Below are 20,222 nucleotides of genomic sequence, written 5' to 3'. Positions count from 1 at the left end.
GCCAGCGATCAGTCACACGATCGAGCGATCACGAACCGAGGAAGATCGGACTTAACGTCCACTGAGAGGATCGAGTCGTGGCACGTCCTTCCCAGTACCCGCTTGAGCTGCGCCGTCGTGCGGTGCGCATGGTCGCCGAGGTGCGGACCGACTACGACACCGAGCGGGCCGCGATGAAAGCGGTCGCCTCGAAGCTCGGGATCGGCATGACCGAGACGCTGCGCAAGTGGGTCCGTCAGGACGAGATCGACGCCGGGGCCAGACCGGGGACGACGACGGAGGAGTCGGCCGAGCTGAAGCGGCTGAAGAAGGAGAACGCCGAGCTGAAGCGGGCGAACGAGATCCTGAAGGCCGCAGCGAGTTTCTTCGCGGCCGAGCTCGACCGGCCACACACACGCTCGTAGCGTTCGTTGACGAGCCCCGGGACCGCTTCGGCGGAGTCGAGCCGATCTGCCGTGTTCTGACCGGGCACGACTGCAAGATCGCCCCGTCCACCTACTACGCCCACCACAAACGCCGACTGGCACCCTCGGCCCGCACGGTCCGCGACACCGAGCTGAAGATCCTGATCCAGGAGGCATACGACGCCAACTACCGCGTCTACGGCGCGAGGAAGATCTGGCGGCACCTGAACCGCCAGGGCCAGACCGTGGCCCGCTGCACCGTAGAACGGCTGATGCGCGAGCTCGGCATCGCCGGCGCCGTCCGCGGCAAGAGAGTGATCACCACGATCCCGGACCCCTCCGTGCCCCGGGCGCCGGACCTGGTCGACCGCGACTTCGTCGCGTCCGCGCCGAACCGCTGCTGGGTCGCCGACTTCACCCACGTCGCCACGTTCTCCGGCGTCGTCTACGTCGCCTTCGTCGTGGACACCTTCTCCCGCCGGATCGTCGGCTGGTCCGCCTCGACCACGAAGCAGACCCGGCTCGTCCTGGACGCCCTGGACGCCCTGGACGCCCTGGACATGGGACTGTGGCAACGCGACCGCGACCAATACCCGCTCCTGCCAGGGGAGTTGTTGCATCACTCGGACGCGGGCTCGCAATATCTACGTCCTTCACGCTGGCCGAGCACTTGGAGAAGGCCGGCATCGCCGCCTCGATCGGATCGGTCGGCGACGCGTACGACAACGCGCTGATGGAGTCCACGATCGGCCTCTTCAGAACCGAGGCGGTCAAGCCGCAGCGGCCCTGGCGATCCCTCGCCCAGGTCGAGCTGGCCACCGCCGAATGGACCGACTGGTACAACCACACCCGGCTCGGTGAGATAGGGCACATACCGCCCGCCGAATACGAAGCCAACCACTACCTGAGCACCACGAAAGCCCAGGTCACAACCAACATCTGAGATCTCTGCCGAACCCGGAACGGTTCAGGCGACTGGAGGCCGCGGCCCTCTGGGCCGGGGCGGTGGTGTCCGTGGATGCGCGCATGGAGCCCCGCCTCTCCGGCTGGTGGCCTGTCGGTGCCGTCGACGCTACGCAGCAATAGGCCGCGCCCTCAGCTTTACCCATCGTCGCTCGCGTACCCGGCACCGCGACGAGCCGTACACCGTCGACGGGCGACGCTCCACCCCAGCCGTCCGCCCCGGCCGCACACCGGGCACTCAGTGTGCACGGGTGCCACTCGCTGACGGCACCCACCAACGCCGCCCTTCGGCCGCCGGGAGGAGCGGGGTCACAGCAGTTCCCACCACCACGCGATAGCGGGGTCCTTCTCGGCACGCTTCTGGTTGGGCGTGTCGGTGATCTCGTGCAGGGCTCTGGCGGGCTTGACGACGGCAGCGGGTCGGCCTGCCACGGGAACGTCTAGGGCGGTGGTGTAGCGGGGGAGGAAACGCTGCCACTCGTAGGTTCCGCGCACCAGGTTGGCCATCTGGTCCGCGTAGCGGTGAAGTTCCGTGCTGCCGCTGTGTTGCAGCTTGCTCCGCATCGCGACAAAGAACTCCATGACGCTCTCCAGGAGTGAGCACGAGCGGCTGACCGCCTCCTCCGACGAGCAGGCGTACTCGACGCCGAGAATCTGCACCACGTTCGATTCCAGGCATTCCTGGTGACTCTCGCGCGTGTAGGAGGCCAGGTCCGTGGGAACCGTCAGCAGGATGCCCGCCGCCTGGCTCAGTGCGCGGACTTCAGGGGTGATGCGTTCGGAAGCGGGAAGCGCTGTCCCCTCGGCGACCTCGATCATGTGCGCGGACAGGCAGTCCGCTCCGTCCGCTGCGCGGACGAGCAGGTGCTGGCTCGCAGTCCGCAGTGTTCCGGCAGCCCGGTCGCTCACCCCGCACATGGCCCCGACGGCCCATCTGTAGTGGGCGAGTGAGCAGAGGTGGGCCAGTTGGGGGTCGGCCAGCGTGTGGATTCTGGTGACGATATCGGCGAGTGAGGACGCGAAGGCGTCGAAGGCGGTGTCACCGGTGCGGCCGGTGCGGCCGAGTTCCGGGTACATCGCCCGCGCCATCATCTCCGCGATCAGCGTGTTGAACGGTCCCGGCTGGTCCGACAGCTCCCCAGCGTCGCAGTAGTAGTCGTCGAACAGCAGGGCCCACACGAGCCAGTCGGAGAGGAGCTGCACTCCTTCCCGCGTACCGTCCGGCGCCCAGCTGCACGCGAGAAAGCCGGTGTCGGTGGCGGTCGCGCGCAGCAGGGACCGCTCGTCCAGGCCGTGCCGCTCCAGCCAGGCGTGCGACCGTGCGTCGAACTCCTCCACACCGTCCCGGACCCGTAGTTCCAGCGGACACCAGAGTGGGGGGATGTCGATCGTGACGCTCATGCGATGTTTCCCTTCTGGGGGTACGGGGTCCAGCAACCAGGCGCGCGGTCACCGGTACGAGGGGTCTGGGCAGCGACTCCACAGCCGGTCAGCGGCTTTCGCCGCGGACAGCGCACGCTTCGGCGGTCGTGAGGCGCGCTCGGCGGTCATGAGGCGCGCTCCACGGCGAGGGCCGCGATGTGGCGCAGGGCGCCGGCCGCGGCGGACGGGCAAGGAAGGTCGTCGACGGCGGCGAGGGCCTGTTGGTATCGGGCCGCGATCATGCCCTCGACGGTGGCGCGGGCCCCGGTAACCTCCAGCACCCGCCGGACGTCGACGGCACCGTCGTCGTCCAGCGCGGGAGCACCCACGAGCCGCCGCAGCAGCGCCAGTTGGCAGGGGTCGGCGTTGCGGGCGGCGAGGGCGAGCAGCACGGTGTGCTTGCCCTCACGCAGGTCGTCCAGGACGGACTTGCCAGTCCTGGCGGGATCACCGAACACGCCGAGCAGGTCGTCCCGGAGCTGGAAGGCTTCCCCGAGTGGCATCGCGAACCGGCTCATCGGCTCGAGGATCGCCTCGCCGACCCCGGCGAGAGCCGCTCCGGCGTGCAGTGGGCGCTCGATCGTGTACTTGGCGGTCTTGTAGCGGATGACCCGAAACGCCGCGTCGACGTCGGTGAGGGGCCGGTCGGGAGCGAGCAGGTCGAGGTACTGGCCGTAGATGATCTCCTCGCGCATGCTGTCGACGACGTGGAGCAGCAGGGGCGTGGGGCGTGTGGTGTGGAGGAGTTCGTCGGACCAGGCCAGGGCCATGTCGCCGATGAGGATCGCGGCGCCGGCACCCCACCGGTCCGGGTCCGTGGCGTGGCCGCGGCCGGCGGCGAGCGCGCGGTGCACGGTGGCTCGGCCGCGGCGCGTCGGGGAGTTGTCCATGATGTCGTCGTGGATGAGCGCGAAGGCGTGGAACAGCTCCAGGGACGCCGCGGCGCGCAACACGCGTTCGGGGTCGTCGTGTCCGCCGGCGGCGTACCAGCCGACGACGCACAGGAGGGGCCGCAGGCGTTTGCCGCCCGCGGTCAGGAACTCGCCCAGGCAACGTGTGACGTCGCCTGGCAGGTTGCCCCGCGCGGCGGTGGCGCTCTTGTGCTGAAGGAAGCCGTTCAGCACGGCGTCGACTCCGGCGCGAACGGCGTCCAGGTCGATCGGGCCGGTGGTCACTGGCGTCGAGGTCACGGCGTGTCGCCCGCTTCCGGTAGCTCCGCCTGTTCGCCGAGCCGCAGGGCCTCCTCGACGAGGGCGTCGACGACCTGCTGTTCGGGCACGGTCCTGACGACCTGGCCGCGGACGTAGATCTGGCCCTTGCCGTTGCCGCAGGAGACGCCGAGGTCGGCTTCGCGGGATTCGCCGGGTCCGTTGACCACGCAGCCCATCACCGCGACGCGCAGGGGGTGGGGGAAACCGTCGAACGCGGCTTCCACGCGGGCGGCGAGGCGGTGGATGTCGACCTGGAGGCGGCCACAGCCGGGGCAGGAGACGATCTCTAGCTTGCGGGGGCGCAGGCCGAGCGACTGCAGGATGTGATTGCCGGCCCTGACCTGTTCCACCGGGTCGGCGGAGAGGGAGACGCGGACGGTGTCGCCTATGCCGTCGGCGAGGAGGACGCCGAAGGCGACGGCGGACTTGATCGCTCCCTGGAAGGCCGGACCGGCTTCGGTGACGCCGAGGTGGAGCGGGTACGGGCAGCGTTCGGCGAGCAGCCGGTTCGCGGCGATCATCGTCAGGGGGTCGTGGTGTTTGACGGCGACCTTCAGGTCCTGGAAGCCGTGCTCCTCGAACAGCGAGCACTCCCACAGAGCGGACTCCGCCAGGGCTTCCGGGGTGGCGCGGCCGTGCTTGGCGAGCAGGCGGGGGTCGAGGGAGCCGGCGTTGACGCCGATGCGGAGGGGCACCCCGGCAGCGGTCGCGGCGTCGGCGATGTCGCCGACCCGGTCGTCGAACTTCCTGATGTTGCCGGGGTTCACTCGGACCGCCGCGCAGCCGGCGTCGATGGCGGCGAAGACGTAGCGGGGCTGGAAGTGGATGTCCGCGATGACGGGGATCGGGGACTTGGCGACGATGGCCGGCAGGGCGTCGGCGTCGTCCTGCGTGGGCACGGCGACGCGGACGATGTCGCAGCCCGCGGCGGTGACTTCGGCGATCTGCCGCAGCGTCGCGTCCACGTCGGCGGTCGGAGTGGTGGTCATGGTCTGCACGCTGATCGGCGCTCCGCCGCCCACCGGGACGTCGCCGACGCTCAGCCGGCGGCTGGGGCGGCGCACGGGAAGCAGGCTGGACCGGGAGGGCAGGCCGAGGTCGATGGCGGTCACCGGCGGCTCCGATCCGGTAGGGGGCGGGCACGGTCCACACCGTCGGTCGAGGGGGTCGCCCGCTGGTGGTCCATGGCGTGCAGGACGGCATGGGTGATGCCCGGCGCGTCCAGGCCTGCCTGGGCGAGCAGGGCACTCCGGGAGCCGTGGGGGACGAAGGCGGTGGGCAGGCCGAGGGTGACGACCGGGGTGGTGACTCCCGCGTCCTGGCAGGTCTGGGCGATGGCCGTGCCGGCCGCGCCGGCGCGGATGCCGTCCTCGACGGTCACGGCCAGGCGGTGGCGTGCGGCGAGCGCGGGCAGGGCCGGGTTGGCCGGCAGCGCCCAGCGGGGGTCCACCACGGTGACGCCGAGCCCCTGCTCCTCCAGCAGCGCGGCCGCCCGGAGGCCGGTGGCGGCGAGAGCGCCGACGGTGACGAGCAGGACGTCGAGGGGGCGGCGGGTGCTGCGGTGCAGGATGTCGAGGCCGTCCATCCGGGCCACGGCCTCGACACTGCCGCCGGTGGCGCCTTTGGGGATGCGCAGCACCGTCGGCCCGTCCCCGGTGTCGACGGCTTCGCTCAGCAGGGTGCGCAGCCGGGTGGCGTCGCGGGGTGCGGCGAGCCGGAGTCCGGGAACGGCCGAGAGCAGGGCCAGGTCCCACATGCCGTGGTGGGAGGGCCCGTCGGGGCCGGTGATTCCGGCGCGGTCCAGGACGAGGGTGACCGGCAGCCGGTGCAGCGCGACGTCCATGAGGACCTGGTCGAAGGCGCGGTTCAGGAAGGTGGCGTAGATCGCCACGACCGGATGGAACCCAGCGGTCGCGAGCCCCGCGGCGCTGGTGACGGCGTGCTGTTCGGCGATGCCGACGTCGAAGACGCGTTGGGGGAAGCGGGCGGCCATCAGGTGCAGGCCGGTGGGCCGCGGCATGGCGGCGGTGATCGCCACCACGTCGTCGCGCTGGGCGGCGAGTTCCGTCAGGGCCTGGCCGAACACGTTCGTCCAGGTCGGCGACGCCGGGGCGGGCTGGGCGGGCCTGCCGGTGGCCGGATCGACGGTGCCGACGGCGTGCAGGCAGTCCGACGGGTCCGTCTCGGCGGGCTGGTATCCCTTGCCCTTGACGGTCATCACGTGCACCAAGACCGGGCGCCGCGTCGCCCGCGCGTGACGCAGTGCAGCTTCGAGTTCCGGGGTGTTGTGGCCGTCGACGGGGCCGACGTAGGTGAAGCCGAGTTCGGTGAACCAGTTCTGGCAGGCTTCGGCGCCACCGCCCTGCTTCAGCGCCGCCAGATGGCGGGCCAGAGCGCCCGTGGTGGGGGCGTAGGAGCGGCCGTTGTCGTTGACGACGACGACAACCGGCCGGTCCGGGGCCGCGCCGATGTTGTTGAGGGCTTCGAAGGCCATGCCTCCGGTCAGGGCGCCGTCGCCGATGACCGCGACCACCGCCCGGTCCCGCTCGCCGCTGAGTGCGCGGGCCTTGCCCAGGCCGTCCGCGTACGACAGGGCGGTGGAGGCGTGGGAGTTCTCGACCAGGTCGTGCACCGATTCGCTCCGGGACGGGTAGCCGGACAGGCCGCCCGCTTGGCGCAGTGCGGTGAACCCGCGCCTGCGTCCGGTGAGCAGCTTGTGCACGTAGGCCTGGTGGCCGGTGTCGAAGACCAGCGCGTCGCGGGGTGAGTCGAAGACCCGGTGCAGGGCCAGGGTGAGTTCGACGACCCCAAGGTTCGGGCCCAGGTGACCGCCGCTGGCGCACACCGCGTTGACCAGGAAGGTGCGGATGCGCGCGGCCAGGGACGGCAGTTCCGCGGCGGGCCAGGCACGTACCTCGCGCAGGCCGTCGGGCAGCGCGGGCGGCCCCGGGGACGACGCGGTGGGAGCGGCCATCAGGATCGTTCTCCTTCACGGTGTGCGGGGCGGTGCGGGCAACCGCGCTGGCCTGGACCAGGCTTCACGGGCGGGCGTGACGGGGTATCAACCAGTGCACAACCCCGCGCACGTTCCGCCCAGGGGGGCGGGTGGTCGGATGCCATGCACGGCATCCGACTTCGTGTCCTTGTGAAAGCCGGCATGGGCGCTGTGGCGGACGGGGTGGAGCCGGGTGGGAGGGGACGACCGTGGGAGCCGAACCGAACGTCCTGCTGCGGCGGTTATTGGAGGAGTCCGGGTTCAGCGAGGCCAGGTTGGCCGCGGAGATCAGAGTGGTGGCCGCCGAGCACGGGCACCGGCTGGCGTGCGGCCAGTCGTCGGTGTCACGCTGGCTGTCCGGCGCCTCCCCGCGCCCGCCGGCCCCGGTCTTCCTGCTTGAGGCACTCTCCCGCCGCCTGGGACGGGTCGTCACACCCGCACAGGCGGGCCTGTCGAAGGCTGTGCCGGCCTCGACCTCCGGGCAGCCGCAGCTCGGCGGGACGGAACCGGCGCGCGCCCTCTCCGCGCTGGTGCGGGCCGAACTCGACCCGGCCCGCCGCCGTCTGCTCACCGGCGGCGTCTACAGCCTGGCCACGCTCGCCCCGGACCTGGCCGCCCCGCCCGCCCTATCCGGTGCGCACGGTGACGCCCCGGTGCGGCCCGGTGTCCCCCCGCACGCCCGGGTGGGCCAGATGGACGCGATGGCCGCCCGGTTCGCGGAGGCCGCCGAGCAACACGGCGGCGGGCACGTGCGTGCCGCCCTGGCCGCCTATCTCGCCCAGCCGGTCACCGGTTGGCTGCGCGCACCCGTCGGTGACACCCTGCACCGCCAGTTACTGGCGGGAGCGGCCCGGCTGACCCTGCTGCTGGGCACCATGACCGCCGACGACGGCGCCGACGCCCTCGCCCAGCGCTACCACCACCTCGCCACCCGCCTGGCCGCCGAGGCGGACGACGCGGCCGCCTTCGCGATCGCGCTGAGGCTGATGGCCACCCACGCCCACGACCTGGGCCACCGCACTCCCGCCACGGTGAGCCTGTCCGAACGTGCCATCGAGGCATCCCGGGGCGCGCCGCGCATCGCCCGCGCCTTCACGCAGGCCCACCTCGCGGTCAGCGCAGCCCACCATGACCGGCACGCGGCACTGAGAGCCCTGGCCACCGCCGAGCGTCTCCACAGCCGGGCCGACTCCGCACCCGGGCCGTTCACCGCCTACTCCCTCGCCGCCCTGCTCTACCAGCGCGGTCAGACGCTACTGGCGCTCGGCGACGTCCCCGGCGCGATAGACGCCTTCACCACGTCGCTGAGGAGACGCACCTCCGCCGAACGGCACGCCCGCGTCCTCACCCACGCCGGTCTCGCCGATATCCGCCTCTCCCAGGGGCATCTGGAAGCCGCCCTGGCCCACTGGCACGTCTTCCTCGACGACTACCCACACCTTGACTCGGTGCGGGCCACCCGCCGTCTCGCCGCGATGCGCCGGCGCCTCGTTCCCCATCGCCGCCACCGGCCCACCGCTGCTCTCCTGGACCGGGCAAGGGCCCTGTGAGGCTGCCAGCACGGCGGCACAGTCGAATGGATCCTGCATGAGGAGCAACATGACCGGCCCCCGGCGGTGAGCCGTGCAGGCGCGACCGCGCCGGGGGCATATTCACGCGAGTGCCGGGGCACTGCCGGCGACCACTGCCCGGTTGCCCGGCCGGTCAGCGGGCGCGGGCGACACCGCGACGCCGCCAGTAGAGCGCGCCGCCCGCCGTGGCGAGCAGCAGCAGAGCACCCCCGGCGAAAGCTGCGGGGTCCGTCTCCCCCCAGGACCCCGCCGGAACTTCCGACACCGGTACGGACCGGACCGATGGGACCGCCCAGATCCACCCGGAACGCCGCAGTCCACAGCTCGCTACTTCAGGTGCGGCCGCACGCCCCGCGCTCACCTGCCCACGCGGCGCTGGCAGCAGCTCCTCAGCTCACGTCTGGGGCCAGAACTGCAGAAGGTAGCGCTCGACCCCGTGGGCGACACCCACGTCGCGGGTGAGTCGCTCCACCTCTGGAACCGCGGGAGTTTGGCCAGCCATGCCCTGATCGCCGGGGTCATGTGGGCGCCGTAGTTGTAGACGATCAGGTGGACCTGGAGATGCGCGGGCACCTCTTCGTCGATCCTGATCAGGGATTTCCTCCTGCAGGCGAGGCCCGAACCGATCGTGGACCACCCCTCGTTCGTGCATCCAGGTCAGTGTCCAGGCAGGACGTGATCAGCATGTCAACGACCGTGTCGGCCAGGGCTGTTGTTCCCCGCTTGTCGGGCGGGCGGGTCTGGAGGACCGGCTGCGGAGGGTAGGAGGAGGACGGTGGCGACGGGGCGTTCTCCGGTGGGGTCGCTGGGGGTGTTGCGGACGCGGTCGTGGGTGACGAGGGTGGTGGAGCCGCCGCCGTCGAGGTTGAGGGCGTCGACGGCGCCGAGGCTGCGCATGACGGCCGCCGTCTCCGTGATGGTGAGCCCGGCGCTGTGTCCGGGCTGACGGCCGTCGGCGGTCATCAGGATGAGATGGCCGGAGGCGGTGGTCCCGGCAGCGGTACGCGGGTTCCTGCGCAGGTACCAGTCGTTGTAGAAGGCGCGGCGGTCGTGACCGTCGATGGCCTGCGGACTCCAGCCGTCACGGACAGGATCGAGCACGGTGCGGCCACCGCGGAGGAGCAGGGGGCCGCCTTCGATGATGTCCAGGCTCGGGGTGGGTCGGAGCCGCTGGCGGGTGTCGGGATCGGTCACCTCCTGGCGGATCTGGAGGCGGACGCCGGGGCGGGCGTTGGTGGCCAGCCACTGGGCCGCCGCGCCCCGTCCCTGGACGACGCTTCCGCCCGGAGGCACCGGGCCGCCGCGGTGGTCCTGGAGCGCGGTGACCTGGCCGTTCGCGTCGAGGAGGGCCTGGCGGCCGTCCCCTGCGGGAGCCTGCCGGCCGTAAGTGGGGGTGATGACAACGAGGTCGTCGGAGCTGCCGCAGGTGTAGTCGTGGTGGGCGGCCTTGTCACGGCCGGTGGCCCAGGCGCCGCCGCAGTAAGGGACAAGCCCGGGGAAGCGGTTGAGGCCGGTGACGGGGTGCGCGGCGCCCCGGGAATCGGTGATGCTCAGCCGGGTGGACAGACGGCGTACGGCCGGGCGGAGGCCGGAGGAACCGGGGAGGACGAGGGCGGGCCGGTGCAGGACGGACTCGGAGAGGAGGTCGCCGCCGATGACGGTGAGCCCGGCGGGATCGCCGGGGGTGCCGGCGAGCCAAGGCCCGGGTTCGCGCCGGGTGTTGGGGGTGACGTAGAAGCCGCCGTTCACGGCCGCGAGAGCGCCGGTGCGGTGGGCGGCGGAGCTGACGGACTCCAGGCCCTCGATACGACCTTGGCCAAGTTCGACGCGGAGTCGCTTGGCGGCGGCGGGGTTGAGGAGGAGGACGTTGAGGCGCCAGGGGCCGGTGGTGTGGTGGCCGTCCTCGCTGGTGTGGTGGACGCGGGCGCTGAGACCGGCGCTAACGAGCTCGGCCCTCAGCTGCCCGGCTTCGGCGGAGGTGGGGAAAGCGCCGACGCGGACGGCGGTGGCCATCGGGCGGCCGGGCGGGCCGCGCGGGTCGGGGCCGGCGACGGCTTCGCGGCGCGGGTCGTGGCCCAGTTCCCGCAGCCGCTGTTCGAGGGCTGCGATCTCCGGTTCGCCGGTGGCGAGCCCGGCGGTGACGGTCCAGTAGTCGTTGGCTGAGGCGTGGCCGCGCTTGATGGTGATATGGGTGACGCCGGGCCCGACGGCCTCGCTTGTCCGCGCCTCGTGCAGGTCACCGGACCCCAGGGGCAAGGCCGGTGCCGTGGCGTTCGCCGCCGCCGCCGGGCGCTGGTCGGAATCCGCCGTGGAGGGCGATCCGGCAAGCAGGGTGAGCAGCGTGAGCACGGGGATGAGGAGGGCGAGAACAACCGCGCGGGCGGCGCCGGATGGTCGGCCGATACTAGGTCGCCTGCTGGGGTGCCGCATCCCGTGGGTCCTCCATCTCTCACATGAGTAAGCAGAGTCAGGTGCATCTTCCCGTTCACAGTGGTGAGCCGTGGTTACGGCAGGGTGGCTGACAACGTGTCGGCGGGTGACGGCTTCACCACCGCCAGGGGTGCGGCGCCGGAAGGTGCCAACTGGTCAGCGTTCGACGCGGTTGCGGATGGCGAGGACGGCCAGGCCCAGGAGGACGGGTCCGGTCAGGCGGGAGGCCATCTCGATGTAGGTGCCGACAGTGGCCAGATCCTGGCCGGAGGAACGGAACACCACCGAGTTGATCGTCACGCTCAAGGCCCCACCACGGGCGAGAAGGCCGGTAGAACGCGGGGGTGGTCAAGAACCTTCAGCGCGTCGGCGCGCTTTCCCTCGCCCTCGTTCCGCTCTTTGCTTCGGCACCGGCCCAGGCGTCCCCGGCTTCTCACGGAGCGCGGGTTGCCGAGGTGACGACGCTCACCGATGCCGCCGGCCTGATCCGGGCTGGCTTCGTTCACTCTCAGCAGCAACGTTTGCCTGCTGTTCGGACAGCAGTTGCAGATCTTGGGGCCCCTGGACGTATACGAGGAGTAGCAGCAAGCGGGGTGATGGTCGGGTGTCGGGCTTGGTCATCAAGGCGGGCGCTGGTGGGATCCGCCGCTATCGTGCTCCCGTTACTGGTTCCGTGCAGCGTGCCCTGCTGTTCTCGATGTCGATGGGCCACTCATCCCGTTCGGCGCGGTGTCCCAGCCGTTTCCGGTTTACGCGGCGGGTCCTGAACTGCCCGGTGTGGACGCGAATCCGCTCCTGACCAGGATTCAATTCCGATCACGGGCCTCGGCTGGCGGCGCTGCGGCTTGCTTCTCTCGACTGGGTTCCTCTCCTTGTAGGGGGTCGGCATCGTGGCTGACGGGACGGCCGACCGGCAGACGGACGCGGATCTTCTTTCAGCGCGGGGACGAACCGGGGGCCGTCCCCGGCCGGCCCGGCGACCAGGACGAACGACAGAGGTCGTCGCTTCCGGTCGGCGGGAGGTGAATCTTGCTGGTCAGCCCGCCGCAGGACCTGCCGAGCGGAGCTTCCTTCTGACGGAGCCCGTGTCGGCGGCGGTCGCGTCGGCGTTCTTCCCGCTCGGGCTCGTTTCCGCCTTCCCGCCCGTTCTGTTCCTGAACGCACCCCGTACGCTCCCCACTTGGTCCTGAAATGATCAGTACGGCCGAGTCGGCACCCTGGAGCGGTAGGCGCCCGGGGTCACACCCGTCCACCGGCGGAACGCGCGGATGAACGCCGCCGCGTCTGCGTACCCGAGCCGAACGGCGACCTGGTCGACTCCCAGTCCGAGGGTTGACAGCATCTCGACAGCGCGAGCGTGCCGCGCTCCGTCGGCGAGACGCCGGTAGGAAGTGCCCTCCACGGCCAGACGCCGGTGCAGCGTGCGGGTGGAGACGTGCAGCGCGGCTGCGGCAACACCCATGTCGGGGATCCCGACCGGCCACTGCATGAGCAGCTCCCGTACCCGCGCTGCGAACTCGGTGTGGGCGCGCCGGGCCAGCAGGAGGCTGCACTCGCGTTCGCACACCTGCATCGTGTGGCGGTCCGCCTGCGGCAGCGACTGCTCCAGTACCGCGGCCAGGGTGACGATCGCGTTGCGCGGCGCTCCGAAGGCGATCGGCGCGTCGGCAAACGCCTCGTAGCCTGCGGGGTTTTCAGGCCGCGGGAAGCGCACCTCCAGCCGATGGGGGATGAAGGGCCGACCCAGAATGGTATCCAGGATGGTGCGGATGTTGGCCATTTCCCGCTCAACGAAGAAGTGCCGGACGGGCTGGGGCACAAGCCCGTCGTCCATGACGAGGTGGACCTCGTCCCCTTCATCCTGAAGGTGGATCCCGACCATGGTGAAGGTGAGTTCCAGGTAGCGCAGTCCCACAGCCGCCGCTTCGCGCAGCGTTGGGCTGGCCAGCAGTGCGAAGCCCCACACGCTGTACTTGCGCAGCGGAATCCGGCTCCCGACCTCCAGACCCAGGCCGGGAGCATCGCCTGTGGCACGGATCAGATTCTGCGCCACGACGAGCTCCTGCCAGGCGCGGACGTGTGCGGCGTCGTCGACAAGAGTGTTCTCGTCCACACAGCTGCCGTCCAGGCACGCCGGTACGGGAACTCCGCGCTCGACCCCGACATCCACCATCGCTCGCACGCCTGCGATGCCGCGCGGGAACAGCCTGGGAGCCGTGGGGACTTCGTCGACACCCGCCCCGTGTCCGGAACGGCCCACAGCATGGCCGCCATTGCCTGGAACCAGCACCGCCAACTCCCTAGCATCGGAAGGAATCGCTGCGGCGAATCCCGTCGCAGGCTGTCATTCAGCCTAAGCGGGATGTGCATGCCGGCCAGCGGGCATGCACGGTATCAGCCACGGTCACCAGGAGGGCTCGGCGCACCCCTACAGCCTTCGCGTGTGCAACCACATGTGCCAAATGCATTCTTGACAGCATCCGTGCACACCGGCCAGGAGACCACGGAGTGGAACGGGGACGACACATCCGAATCGCACAGGCGGAGTGATTGATGGACGAGTGCAGCACGTTGGAAGTAATGCTGGTCGACAATGAGGACCTTGTGCGCCGCGGTTTCCGGCACGCACTCGGAGAGGCATCAGACATCACCGTGGTCGCTGATACGAGAGTCGGTGAAGAGGCGTTACGATTGCTCGAGCTGCGGCGACCGCAAGTCGTACTCATCGACGCCGAATGCGAGTTCATCCGAAAAATCACCAAGCCTTCGGGGGCAGCGGCACCCGGATTCGTACCCGGAATCGTCGTCCTCACGAGCATCAGCCTCGACAGCCATCTGTTCGGGACGCTGAAGGCGGGCGCAAGCGGTTTTCTGCTCAAGAGCGCCAGCCAGGAGGAACTGACCTCAGCGGTCCGCGCGGTCGCCGGCGGCGCGGCTTACATCTGCCCCACGATGACCCGACGGCTGATCGATCGGTTCGAGATTCTTCCGCCGCCGCAGGAGCGCTCGCACGCGGTCGCCCTGGCCACCCTGAGCGGCCGGGAGACCCAAGTCCTGTCCGGTATAGCCATGGGGAGGTCGAATCAGGAGATCGCCGCCGAGCTGCATGTGACGCCCGCCACGGTGAAGTCCCACGTCTCGCGCATCCTCGCCAAGCTCGAGCTGCCGAACCGGATGCACGCGGCGCTGATGGCACAGCGGAGCGGTCTGGTGCACCCGACCCAGCCTGCGCAGGCTCCAGGGACCTCCGCAGGCCCTCCAGTACCTCCCGGCCCCTCAAGCCCCCTTTCCTCCGGCCCGTCCCGCGCCCCCGGTCAGGCGGACTTGGTGAAGGCGAGGACCACGTTGTGACCGCCGAAACCGAACGAGTTCGAGATGGCCGCGGTGACCTTGGTGTGCCGAGGACTTCCCGTGACGATGTCCACCTTCACCTCGGGGTCCTTGTCGTCGAGGTTCCTGGTCGCGGGAATCACGTCGTTGAAGATGCTCAGGACCGTGAAGATGGCCTCGACCGCGCCCGCCCCGCCTATGAGATGGCCGGTGATCGACTTGGTCGCTGTGACAAGAGCGTGCGGGCCGATCGATTCCAGCAACGCCGACGCTTCGATGCGGTCGCCGACGGGCGTACCGGGAGCGTGAGCGTTGACGTGAACGATGTCCTGCGGGCCGAGGCCGCCGGAGCTCAGTGCCTGGCGGATCGCAGTGATCTGACCGTCCGCTGAAGGAGCTGTCATGGCGTGCGCGTCGGAGCTCATCCCCGTACCGGCAAGCGTGGCGTACGCCCGCGCGCCACGAGCTCTTGCGGAGTCTGCTCGTTCCAGTACGACGGCTCCGGCGCCCTCCGCCATGACGAAGCCGTCACGCGCGCTGTCGAACGGCCGCGATGCGCTCTGAGGTTCGTCGTGGCGGCTGGACAGGGCTCCCATGCGGGCGAAGGCCGCCATGGACAGCCGCCCGATGCATCCCTCGGTGCCGCCGGCGACAACGACGTCGGCCCGCCCGGCACGAAGTATGGCGAGCCCCATGGCGATCGCCTCGGCTCCAGAGGCACAGGCGCTGGTCGGTGCGTGGGCGCCGGCTCGGGCGCCGAGGTCCAGACTGACGGCGGCGGCCGGACCGTTGGGCATCAGCATCGTCACGGCGAAGGGCGACACACGCCCCGGCCCCTTCGCGGAGGACAGGTCGTGCTGGTCGACCAGGGTCTTCCCGCCGCCGAGCCCTGTGCCGATCACCACGGCCAACCGCTCGGGCGCCACCATGGGCACGCCGGCGTCGGCCCATGCCTGCCGGGCCGCCACCATCGCAATCTGCTGGCAGCGGTCCATCCGCCGGGCCTCGACCCGGTGCAGGACCTCGGTCGGTTCCTGACTCAGCCGGCCGACCAGCCGTACGGGCAGGTCGTGGGCCCACGGTTCGTCGAGCACGGTGACCGGGGATTCGCCGGCGAGCAGCCCCGTCCAGGTGGAGTGGACGTCGGCGCCCAACGGCGTGGTCATTCCCAGGCCGGTGACCACGACGCCGGTTGTGCCGAGGACTTCCCCTTCCGGGGAACCGGGGAGATCGGGGAGCTTCGGATAACCCAAGAAGTAGCCGTCAGATGCTTCGTAGGACATCGCGGTTCCCTTTCTGAAGCCTTCCAGGGAATGGTCTCCCTTGGACATGTGCGTGGGCACGGGCCATTCGTTGTCCACTGGCCGTCGTCATCACGGTAGAGAGCACGAGGCGCTTTCCGTAACGGCCGGCGGACGGAGCCGTGAGGGCGACCGGAGGCTGGTTGCCATCCGCCCCACGGCTTAACCGGCACTCGCCTTCCGGTAGGGGGTGGACGCCGTCCGCCGGTGGATACCCGATGGTTCTCCGCCGACCTAGCATCACTCCGAGGGGAACGAGCGTGACGCAGGCGTACGGCAATGGCTGGGCAATGAAGCCAGGTCCTCGCGGCCGGTGGGGAAGGGCGGGGCAGTAGCAATGGCAATGGCGAACAGGAGGACCACGATGTCAGAGGATGCCATCACAGAATTCCGAGTCGAGCCGACGACCTTGGTCGAGCTCTGCAGGTATCGCGCGTCCAGGGACCCGGATCGACGGATGTTCGCCTTCCTGGAGAACGGCCTCGAAGAGTCCGCCTCGCTCACCCTCGCCCAACTCGACGCCCGCGCACGGGCGATCGCCGTGCGTCTGAGCAGGCATGCCCAGCCGGGCGCCCGCGCCGTTCTGAGTTACCCGCCGGGTCTGGACTTCGTGTCCGCCTTCTTCGGCTGCCTGTATGCCGGCCTGATCGCGGTGCCCGCTCCTCCGGTGCTGCGCGTCGGCGTCGACGACCGGTATACGCGCTTCCGGGCGATCGTCAACAGCTGCCAGCCGGATCTGGTGCTGTCGAACGGGTCCAGGCTGGACCGTGTCGACACTTTGCTGAAGGACATGTCCACACGGCGCCGGCCGACCGCTGTGGCGACGGACGAGATCAGTGGGACGGACGCATACGGCTGGAAAGCCCCCCACATCGGCCCGGACACGATCGCGTACCTGCAGTACACCTCCGGTACGACCGGCCCGCCCCGGGGTGTGGGGCTCACCCATGGCAACGTCCTGCACAACCTCTCGCTGATCCTGGCCAACGGTTCCCGGGACACGGACGACCTCGACCGGCTGCCGCCCGTTGTGTCCTGGCTGCCCGTGTTCCACGACATGGGACTGATCACCGGGGTCCTGCAGCCGCTCTATGTGGGGTACGACGCCGTACTTATGCCGCCGTCGGCGTTCACCCAGGACCCGGTCAACTGGCTCCGCGCGATATCGGACCGCGGGGCGGGCATAGGTTCGGCACCCGGTTTCGGGTACGAGCTGTGCGTGCGGCGCGTCTCCGAGCAGCAGCTGCGTTCCCTGGATTTCAGCGGCTGGCGGATCGCGGTGGTCGGGGACGAGCCGGTGCGTGCAGAGATGATCGACCAGTTCAGTGCCATGCTCGCCCCGTTCGGCTTTCGCCGAGAGGCGTTCTTTCCGAGTTACGGCATCGCCGAGTCCACCGTGATGCTCAGCGGCGGGCCGGTGGAGCCCGAACCGGTGATCCGGCGGTTCGACGCGGTGGCGCTGGCGAAGGGCAAGGTGCAGCGAGCCGGTCGCGAGGACGGCGCCCGCCGACTGGTCGGCCTGGGCCAGTTGCATCCGTCCATGACCATCGCGGTGGTGGATCCGGCCACCGGCGAACCGTGCGCCCCGGACGAGACAGGGGAGATCCTGGCGTCCGGACCGAGTATCGGTGCCGCGTACTGGAACGCCCCGGAGGAGACGGCACGTACGTTCAACGCCACCGTGCACGGCCACGAGGGCCGCCAGTTCCTGCGCACCGGCAGCCTCGGCTTTCTGGACGGCGGTCAGCTCTTCGTCACCTGCCGGGTGGACGACCTCATCGTCGTGGAGGGCATGCAGCACTACCCGTACGACATCGAGGCGACCGCGGGAGGAAGCCACCCGGCCATACGGGAAGGCTGCTGCTGCGCGTTCACCGTCGAGGACGGCGGACGCACGCGCCTCATCGTCGTGGCTGAGATCAACAGCCGGTACCGCGTCGTGGCCGGCCCCCCGTCGGACGCCCCTTCAGGTGCACGCGCGGCCGTCGGGGCGGACGAGGTCGGAGAGGCCGTCCGGGCGGCCGTCTTCGCCGGGCACAGCCTCCGGGCCGACGAGGTCCTCCTGGTCAAGGCCGGTTCGCTGCCGTTCACCACCAGCGGCAAGCTGCAGCGCTCGCAGTGCCGGTCCAGGTACCGGGCGCGGGCCTTCGAGACGGTCTGAACCTCGCTCCGTGCAGGGAGGGCGCGCGGACTGCCGCCGCCCTCTTCCTCCTTCCTCCGTTTGGAGTTGTCTCATGCGAACCGATCATCAGCACAGTATCCTCCTGCCCGAGGGCGTGGCCGGTGAGCACGGCGCACTGACGACGTTGATCGACCTGTGCCGAAGCCGTGCGGCAGCCGAGCCCGACCGGAAGAGCTTTGTGTTCCTGGGCGATGGTGTCGATGAATCCGACTCACTGACCCTGGCCGAACTCGACCGCCATGCGCGGGCGATCGCCGTGACGCTGCTGAAGCAGGCTCCAACCGCCCGCGCATGCGCGCTGCTGAGCTACCCGCCCGGACTGGAGTTCCACGCCGCCTTCCTGGGCTGCATCTACGCGGGGCTGATCCCGGTCCCGGTAGCTCCGCTCGACGGCACGCGGGGCAATGCCAAATGGACTCGGGTTGAGTCGATCGCCGCCAGTTCCGAGTCCCGGCTCTTCCTGTCCACCGGCCCCATGCTCGCCGCCGCGGAGCCCGTCCTCACCGGCACCGAAGGGCTCGCCCAACTCGACCGGGTGGCGACCGACGAGGTGCACCCGGACCTGGCCCTGCAGTGGACCCCACCTGCGATCGCCGCTGAGATGGTCGCCTACCTGCAGTACTCCTCGGGATCGACCGGAGTACCGAAGGGCGTCGCGATCACTCACAGCAATGTGCTGAACAATCTGTCGTTGATATACGACAGCACGCGTCGGCCTGCCGACGACACCGGGCTGCCCCGCCCGTCGTCGGTGTCGTGGCTGCCGCCGCACCACAACATGGGCCTCATCTGCAACGTCCTCGAGCCCCTCTTCACCGGCCGGGACGTCACACTGCTGCCCACGATGACGTTCGTACAGCGTCCGCTCACGTGGCTGCGGGCGATCTCCCGGCTCGGACGCGCAGACAGCTGCGCTCCGAACTTCGCCTACGACCTGTGTGTCCGCCGGGTATCCGACGCTCAGCGCCGGGAACTCGACCTCAGCCGTTGGGAGATGGCTCTGGTCGGAGGTGAGCCCGTCCGCGCCGACACCCTCGACCGCTTCTGCACGGCATTCGCAGAGGCCGGCTTCCGGCGCGGGGCGCTGTCCCCCGCGTACGGCCTCGCCGAGGCAACAGTGATGGTCACGGCCGTGCCGGTCGGCCAGCGTCCGGTGGTCCTGCGCGTGGACTCCGAGGCGCTCACCGCCGGAGAAGTGCGCCCAGCCGCGTCGGCACTGGACGGTCGGGAGCTGGTCGGCTGCGGCCCGATCCATCCGTTGAGCACGGCTGTCGCCGTCGACCCGGAGACCGGCAAGCCCTGCGATGAGGACGAGGTGGGCGAGATCTTCGTGTCCGGCCCGAGCGTCGCATCGGGCTACCTGAACGCGCCCAAGGAGAGTGCCGAGACCTTCATGGGGACCCTGCCCGACCAGCCGGGCGAGCGGCTCCTCCGTACCGGTGACCTCGGATTTCTGCACAGCGGGGAGCTGTTCATCACCGGTCGGGCGAAGGACCTCATCATCATCGCCGGTGCCAACCACTACCCGCAGGACATCGAAGCCACTGTCGAGGCCAGCCATCCGGCAGTCCGCGAGTTCGGTGCTTGCGCGGTGTCAGTCGACGACGGCGCACACGAACGGCTCATCGTGCTCGCCGAGACGACGGCGGCAGCCGGCGGCGGGAGTGAGGAGCCGGTGACCGCGCAGGAGATCAAGCAGGAGATCAGGCGCGCCGTCCATGCGGGACACCGCATCCAGGTACACGATGTCGTCCTCCTCAAGCCGGGTACCCTGCCGCTCACGACGACGGGCAAGCTGCAACGTCGCGACAGCCGGGACCGATACCTGGGGGGTTCCTTCGAGGCGGCCCTCATCGAATGAGGGGCCGCAGTCGAGTGACGCCGGCGGCTGGGGCGGGCGGCCGTCCGCTGAATGCGGTGTACATCGCGAACCGCATACTCGATGGCGACGCCTTCAACGTGAAGATCACCCCTGACCGAGGCAGGAACCAAGTGCCCTGAGCCATCAGCGAGTACGCGGTGAAAGCAACCCCCGCCTGCCGCATCGTGGAGGTCTACGGCGCTGACGCCTACCTCGATGACAACGAGGCTTTCACCGCCGCCCAGGTAGAGGTGGTCGCCGGAAACGGCTACCACCGCTACCTGGGCGGCCTGAAACTGGACATCAAGGTCCGCATGTCCATCCGCGTCCGGGACCGCACCCCACCACTCGCCGCCGTCGCGGTGCTACCTGTTCGTCTTCCGGCTGGCCCTGACGCTGGCAGGCGCTCGGATCGGGCGCACACCGGTCGCCCTCCTGGTGCGGCGGCCCGAGGCTGGTCGCCGCCCACCTGCGGGTGACCGCGCCAAGGCTTCGGCGAGTCGGGCAGCGGCACCCCGCGCTCCCGGTCGGGCCTTGTTGCCGCATCGGTCG

The 20,222-nt window shown here is 70.2% G+C and carries 13 protein-coding genes and 2 pseudogenes; 6 read left to right on the top strand and 9 right to left on the bottom strand.

Going from position 1 to position 20,222, the window contains the following annotated elements; translation table 11 throughout:
* The first annotated feature begins 128 nt into the window (after window positions 1-128).
* Window positions 129-1,347, top strand: a pseudogene (locus QNO07_RS21140) (IS3 family transposase).
* Window positions 1,348-1,676: 329 nt separating this feature from the next.
* Here QNO07_RS21140 and QNO07_RS21135 read toward each other — a convergent pair.
* The 4 genes from QNO07_RS21135 to QNO07_RS21120 form a co-directional block, all read right to left on the bottom strand.
* On the bottom strand, window positions 1,677-2,768 hold the full coding sequence (locus QNO07_RS21135) for a terpene synthase family protein (RefSeq protein WP_283993786.1): 1,092 nt from the start codon (window positions 2,766-2,768) through the stop codon (window positions 1,677-1,679).
* A 146-nt stretch (window positions 2,769-2,914) separates the two neighbouring features.
* The gene (locus tag QNO07_RS21130; protein ID WP_283993785.1) at window positions 2,915-3,979 is read right to left on the bottom strand and encodes a polyprenyl synthetase family protein; all 1,065 of its coding nucleotides are present in this window, start codon (window positions 3,977-3,979) and stop codon (window positions 2,915-2,917) included.
* On the bottom strand, window positions 3,976-5,112 hold the full coding sequence (ispG, locus tag QNO07_RS21125) for a flavodoxin-dependent (E)-4-hydroxy-3-methylbut-2-enyl-diphosphate synthase (RefSeq protein WP_283993784.1): 1,137 nt from the start codon (window positions 5,110-5,112) through the stop codon (window positions 3,976-3,978). The genes QNO07_RS21130 and ispG overlap by 4 nt, the downstream gene beginning before the upstream one ends.
* On the bottom strand, window positions 5,109-6,974 hold the full coding sequence (locus tag QNO07_RS21120; protein ID WP_283993783.1) for a 1-deoxy-D-xylulose-5-phosphate synthase: 1,866 nt from the start codon (window positions 6,972-6,974) through the stop codon (window positions 5,109-5,111). Before QNO07_RS21120 ends, ispG begins: the two co-directional genes overlap by 4 nt.
* 230 nt (window positions 6,975-7,204) lie before the next feature.
* Between QNO07_RS21120 and QNO07_RS21115 the strand changes: the two genes are divergently transcribed.
* Window positions 7,205-8,545, top strand: coding sequence for an NsdA family TPR-like regulatory protein (locus QNO07_RS21115; protein ID WP_283993782.1), 1,341 nt, complete (start codon window positions 7,205-7,207; stop codon window positions 8,543-8,545).
* 708 nt (window positions 8,546-9,253) lie between these two features.
* On the opposite strand, the gene QNO07_RS21110 is transcribed toward QNO07_RS21115, so the two are convergent.
* From QNO07_RS21110 to QNO07_RS21100, 4 genes and pseudogenes are all read right to left on the bottom strand, one after another.
* Window positions 9,254-10,996: a phosphodiester glycosidase family protein gene (locus tag QNO07_RS21110; protein WP_283993781.1), complete on the bottom strand. Its 1,743-nt coding sequence runs from the start codon at window positions 10,994-10,996 to the stop codon at window positions 9,254-9,256.
* Between the two features lie 156 nt (window positions 10,997-11,152).
* A complete protein-coding gene (locus tag QNO07_RS21105; RefSeq protein WP_283993780.1) occupies window positions 11,153-11,302 on the bottom strand; it encodes a hypothetical protein in 150 nt (49 codons plus the stop codon).
* Window positions 11,303-11,895: 593 nt separating this feature from the next.
* Window positions 11,896-12,138, bottom strand: a pseudogene (locus tag QNO07_RS27750) (hypothetical protein); the annotation flags it as partial.
* Window positions 12,139-12,191: 53 nt separating this feature from the next.
* On the bottom strand, window positions 12,192-13,169 hold the full coding sequence (locus QNO07_RS21100) for an AraC family transcriptional regulator (protein WP_283993791.1): 978 nt from the start codon (window positions 13,167-13,169) through the stop codon (window positions 12,192-12,194).
* A gap of 380 nt (window positions 13,170-13,549) precedes the next feature.
* Here QNO07_RS21100 and QNO07_RS21095 point away from each other — a divergent pair, with 380 nt between their 5' ends.
* Window positions 13,550-14,347: a response regulator transcription factor gene (locus QNO07_RS21095; protein WP_283993779.1), complete on the top strand. Its 798-nt coding sequence runs from the start codon at window positions 13,550-13,552 to the stop codon at window positions 14,345-14,347.
* Here the strand turns inward: QNO07_RS21095 and QNO07_RS21090 are convergent.
* Complete coding sequence (locus QNO07_RS21090; protein WP_283993778.1) at window positions 14,311-15,609, bottom strand: beta-ketoacyl-[acyl-carrier-protein] synthase family protein; 1,299 nt, start codon at window positions 15,607-15,609, stop codon at window positions 14,311-14,313. The genes QNO07_RS21095 and QNO07_RS21090 overlap by 37 nt on opposite strands.
* Before the next feature lie 355 nt (window positions 15,610-15,964).
* Here QNO07_RS21090 and QNO07_RS21085 point away from each other — a divergent pair, with 355 nt between their 5' ends.
* The 3 genes from QNO07_RS21085 (at window position 15,965) to QNO07_RS21075 (ending at window position 20,149) form a co-directional block, all read left to right on the top strand.
* Window positions 15,965-17,788, top strand: a complete 1,824-nt coding sequence (locus tag QNO07_RS21085) for a fatty acyl-AMP ligase (RefSeq protein WP_349636860.1) — start codon at window positions 15,965-15,967, stop codon at window positions 17,786-17,788.
* A 115-nt stretch (window positions 17,789-17,903) separates the two neighbouring features.
* The gene (locus tag QNO07_RS21080) at window positions 17,904-19,670 is read left to right on the top strand and encodes a fatty acyl-AMP ligase (protein WP_283993776.1); all 1,767 of its coding nucleotides are present in this window, start codon (window positions 17,904-17,906) and stop codon (window positions 19,668-19,670) included.
* A 158-nt stretch (window positions 19,671-19,828) separates the two neighbouring features.
* Complete coding sequence (locus tag QNO07_RS21075; protein WP_283993775.1) at window positions 19,829-20,149, top strand: hypothetical protein; 321 nt, start codon at window positions 19,829-19,831, stop codon at window positions 20,147-20,149.
* Window positions 20,150-20,222: the final 73 nt, after the last annotated feature.

Origin of the sequence: Streptomyces sp. 549 (genome assembly GCF_030124175.1) — a bacterium.
Lineage (GTDB): Bacteria > Actinomycetota > Actinomycetes > Streptomycetales > Streptomycetaceae > Streptomyces.
This window is presented reverse-complemented; position numbering and strand designations above follow the sequence as displayed.

Coding starts and splice junctions, on each gene's coding strand:
- QNO07_RS21095 (WP_283993779.1), top strand. CDS start 13,550: ATGGACGAGTGCAGCACGTTGGAAGTAATGCTGGTCGACAATGAGGAC.
- QNO07_RS21100 (WP_283993791.1), bottom strand. CDS start 13,169: ATGGTGGATGTCGGGGTCGAGCGCGGAGTTCCCGTACCGGCGTGCCTG.
- QNO07_RS21110 (WP_283993781.1), bottom strand. CDS start 10,996: ATGCGGCACCCCAGCAGGCGACCTAGTATCGGCCGACCATCCGGCGCC.
- QNO07_RS21135 (WP_283993786.1), bottom strand. CDS start 2,768: ATGAGCGTCACGATCGACATCCCCCCACTCTGGTGTCCGCTGGAACTA.
- QNO07_RS21085 (WP_349636860.1), top strand. CDS start 15,965: ATGGCAATGGCGAACAGGAGGACCACGATGTCAGAGGATGCCATCACA.
- QNO07_RS21090 (WP_283993778.1), bottom strand. CDS start 15,609: ATGTCCTACGAAGCATCTGACGGCTACTTCTTGGGTTATCCGAAGCTC.
- QNO07_RS21120 (WP_283993783.1), bottom strand. CDS start 6,974: ATGGCCGCTCCCACCGCGTCGTCCCCGGGGCCGCCCGCGCTGCCCGAC.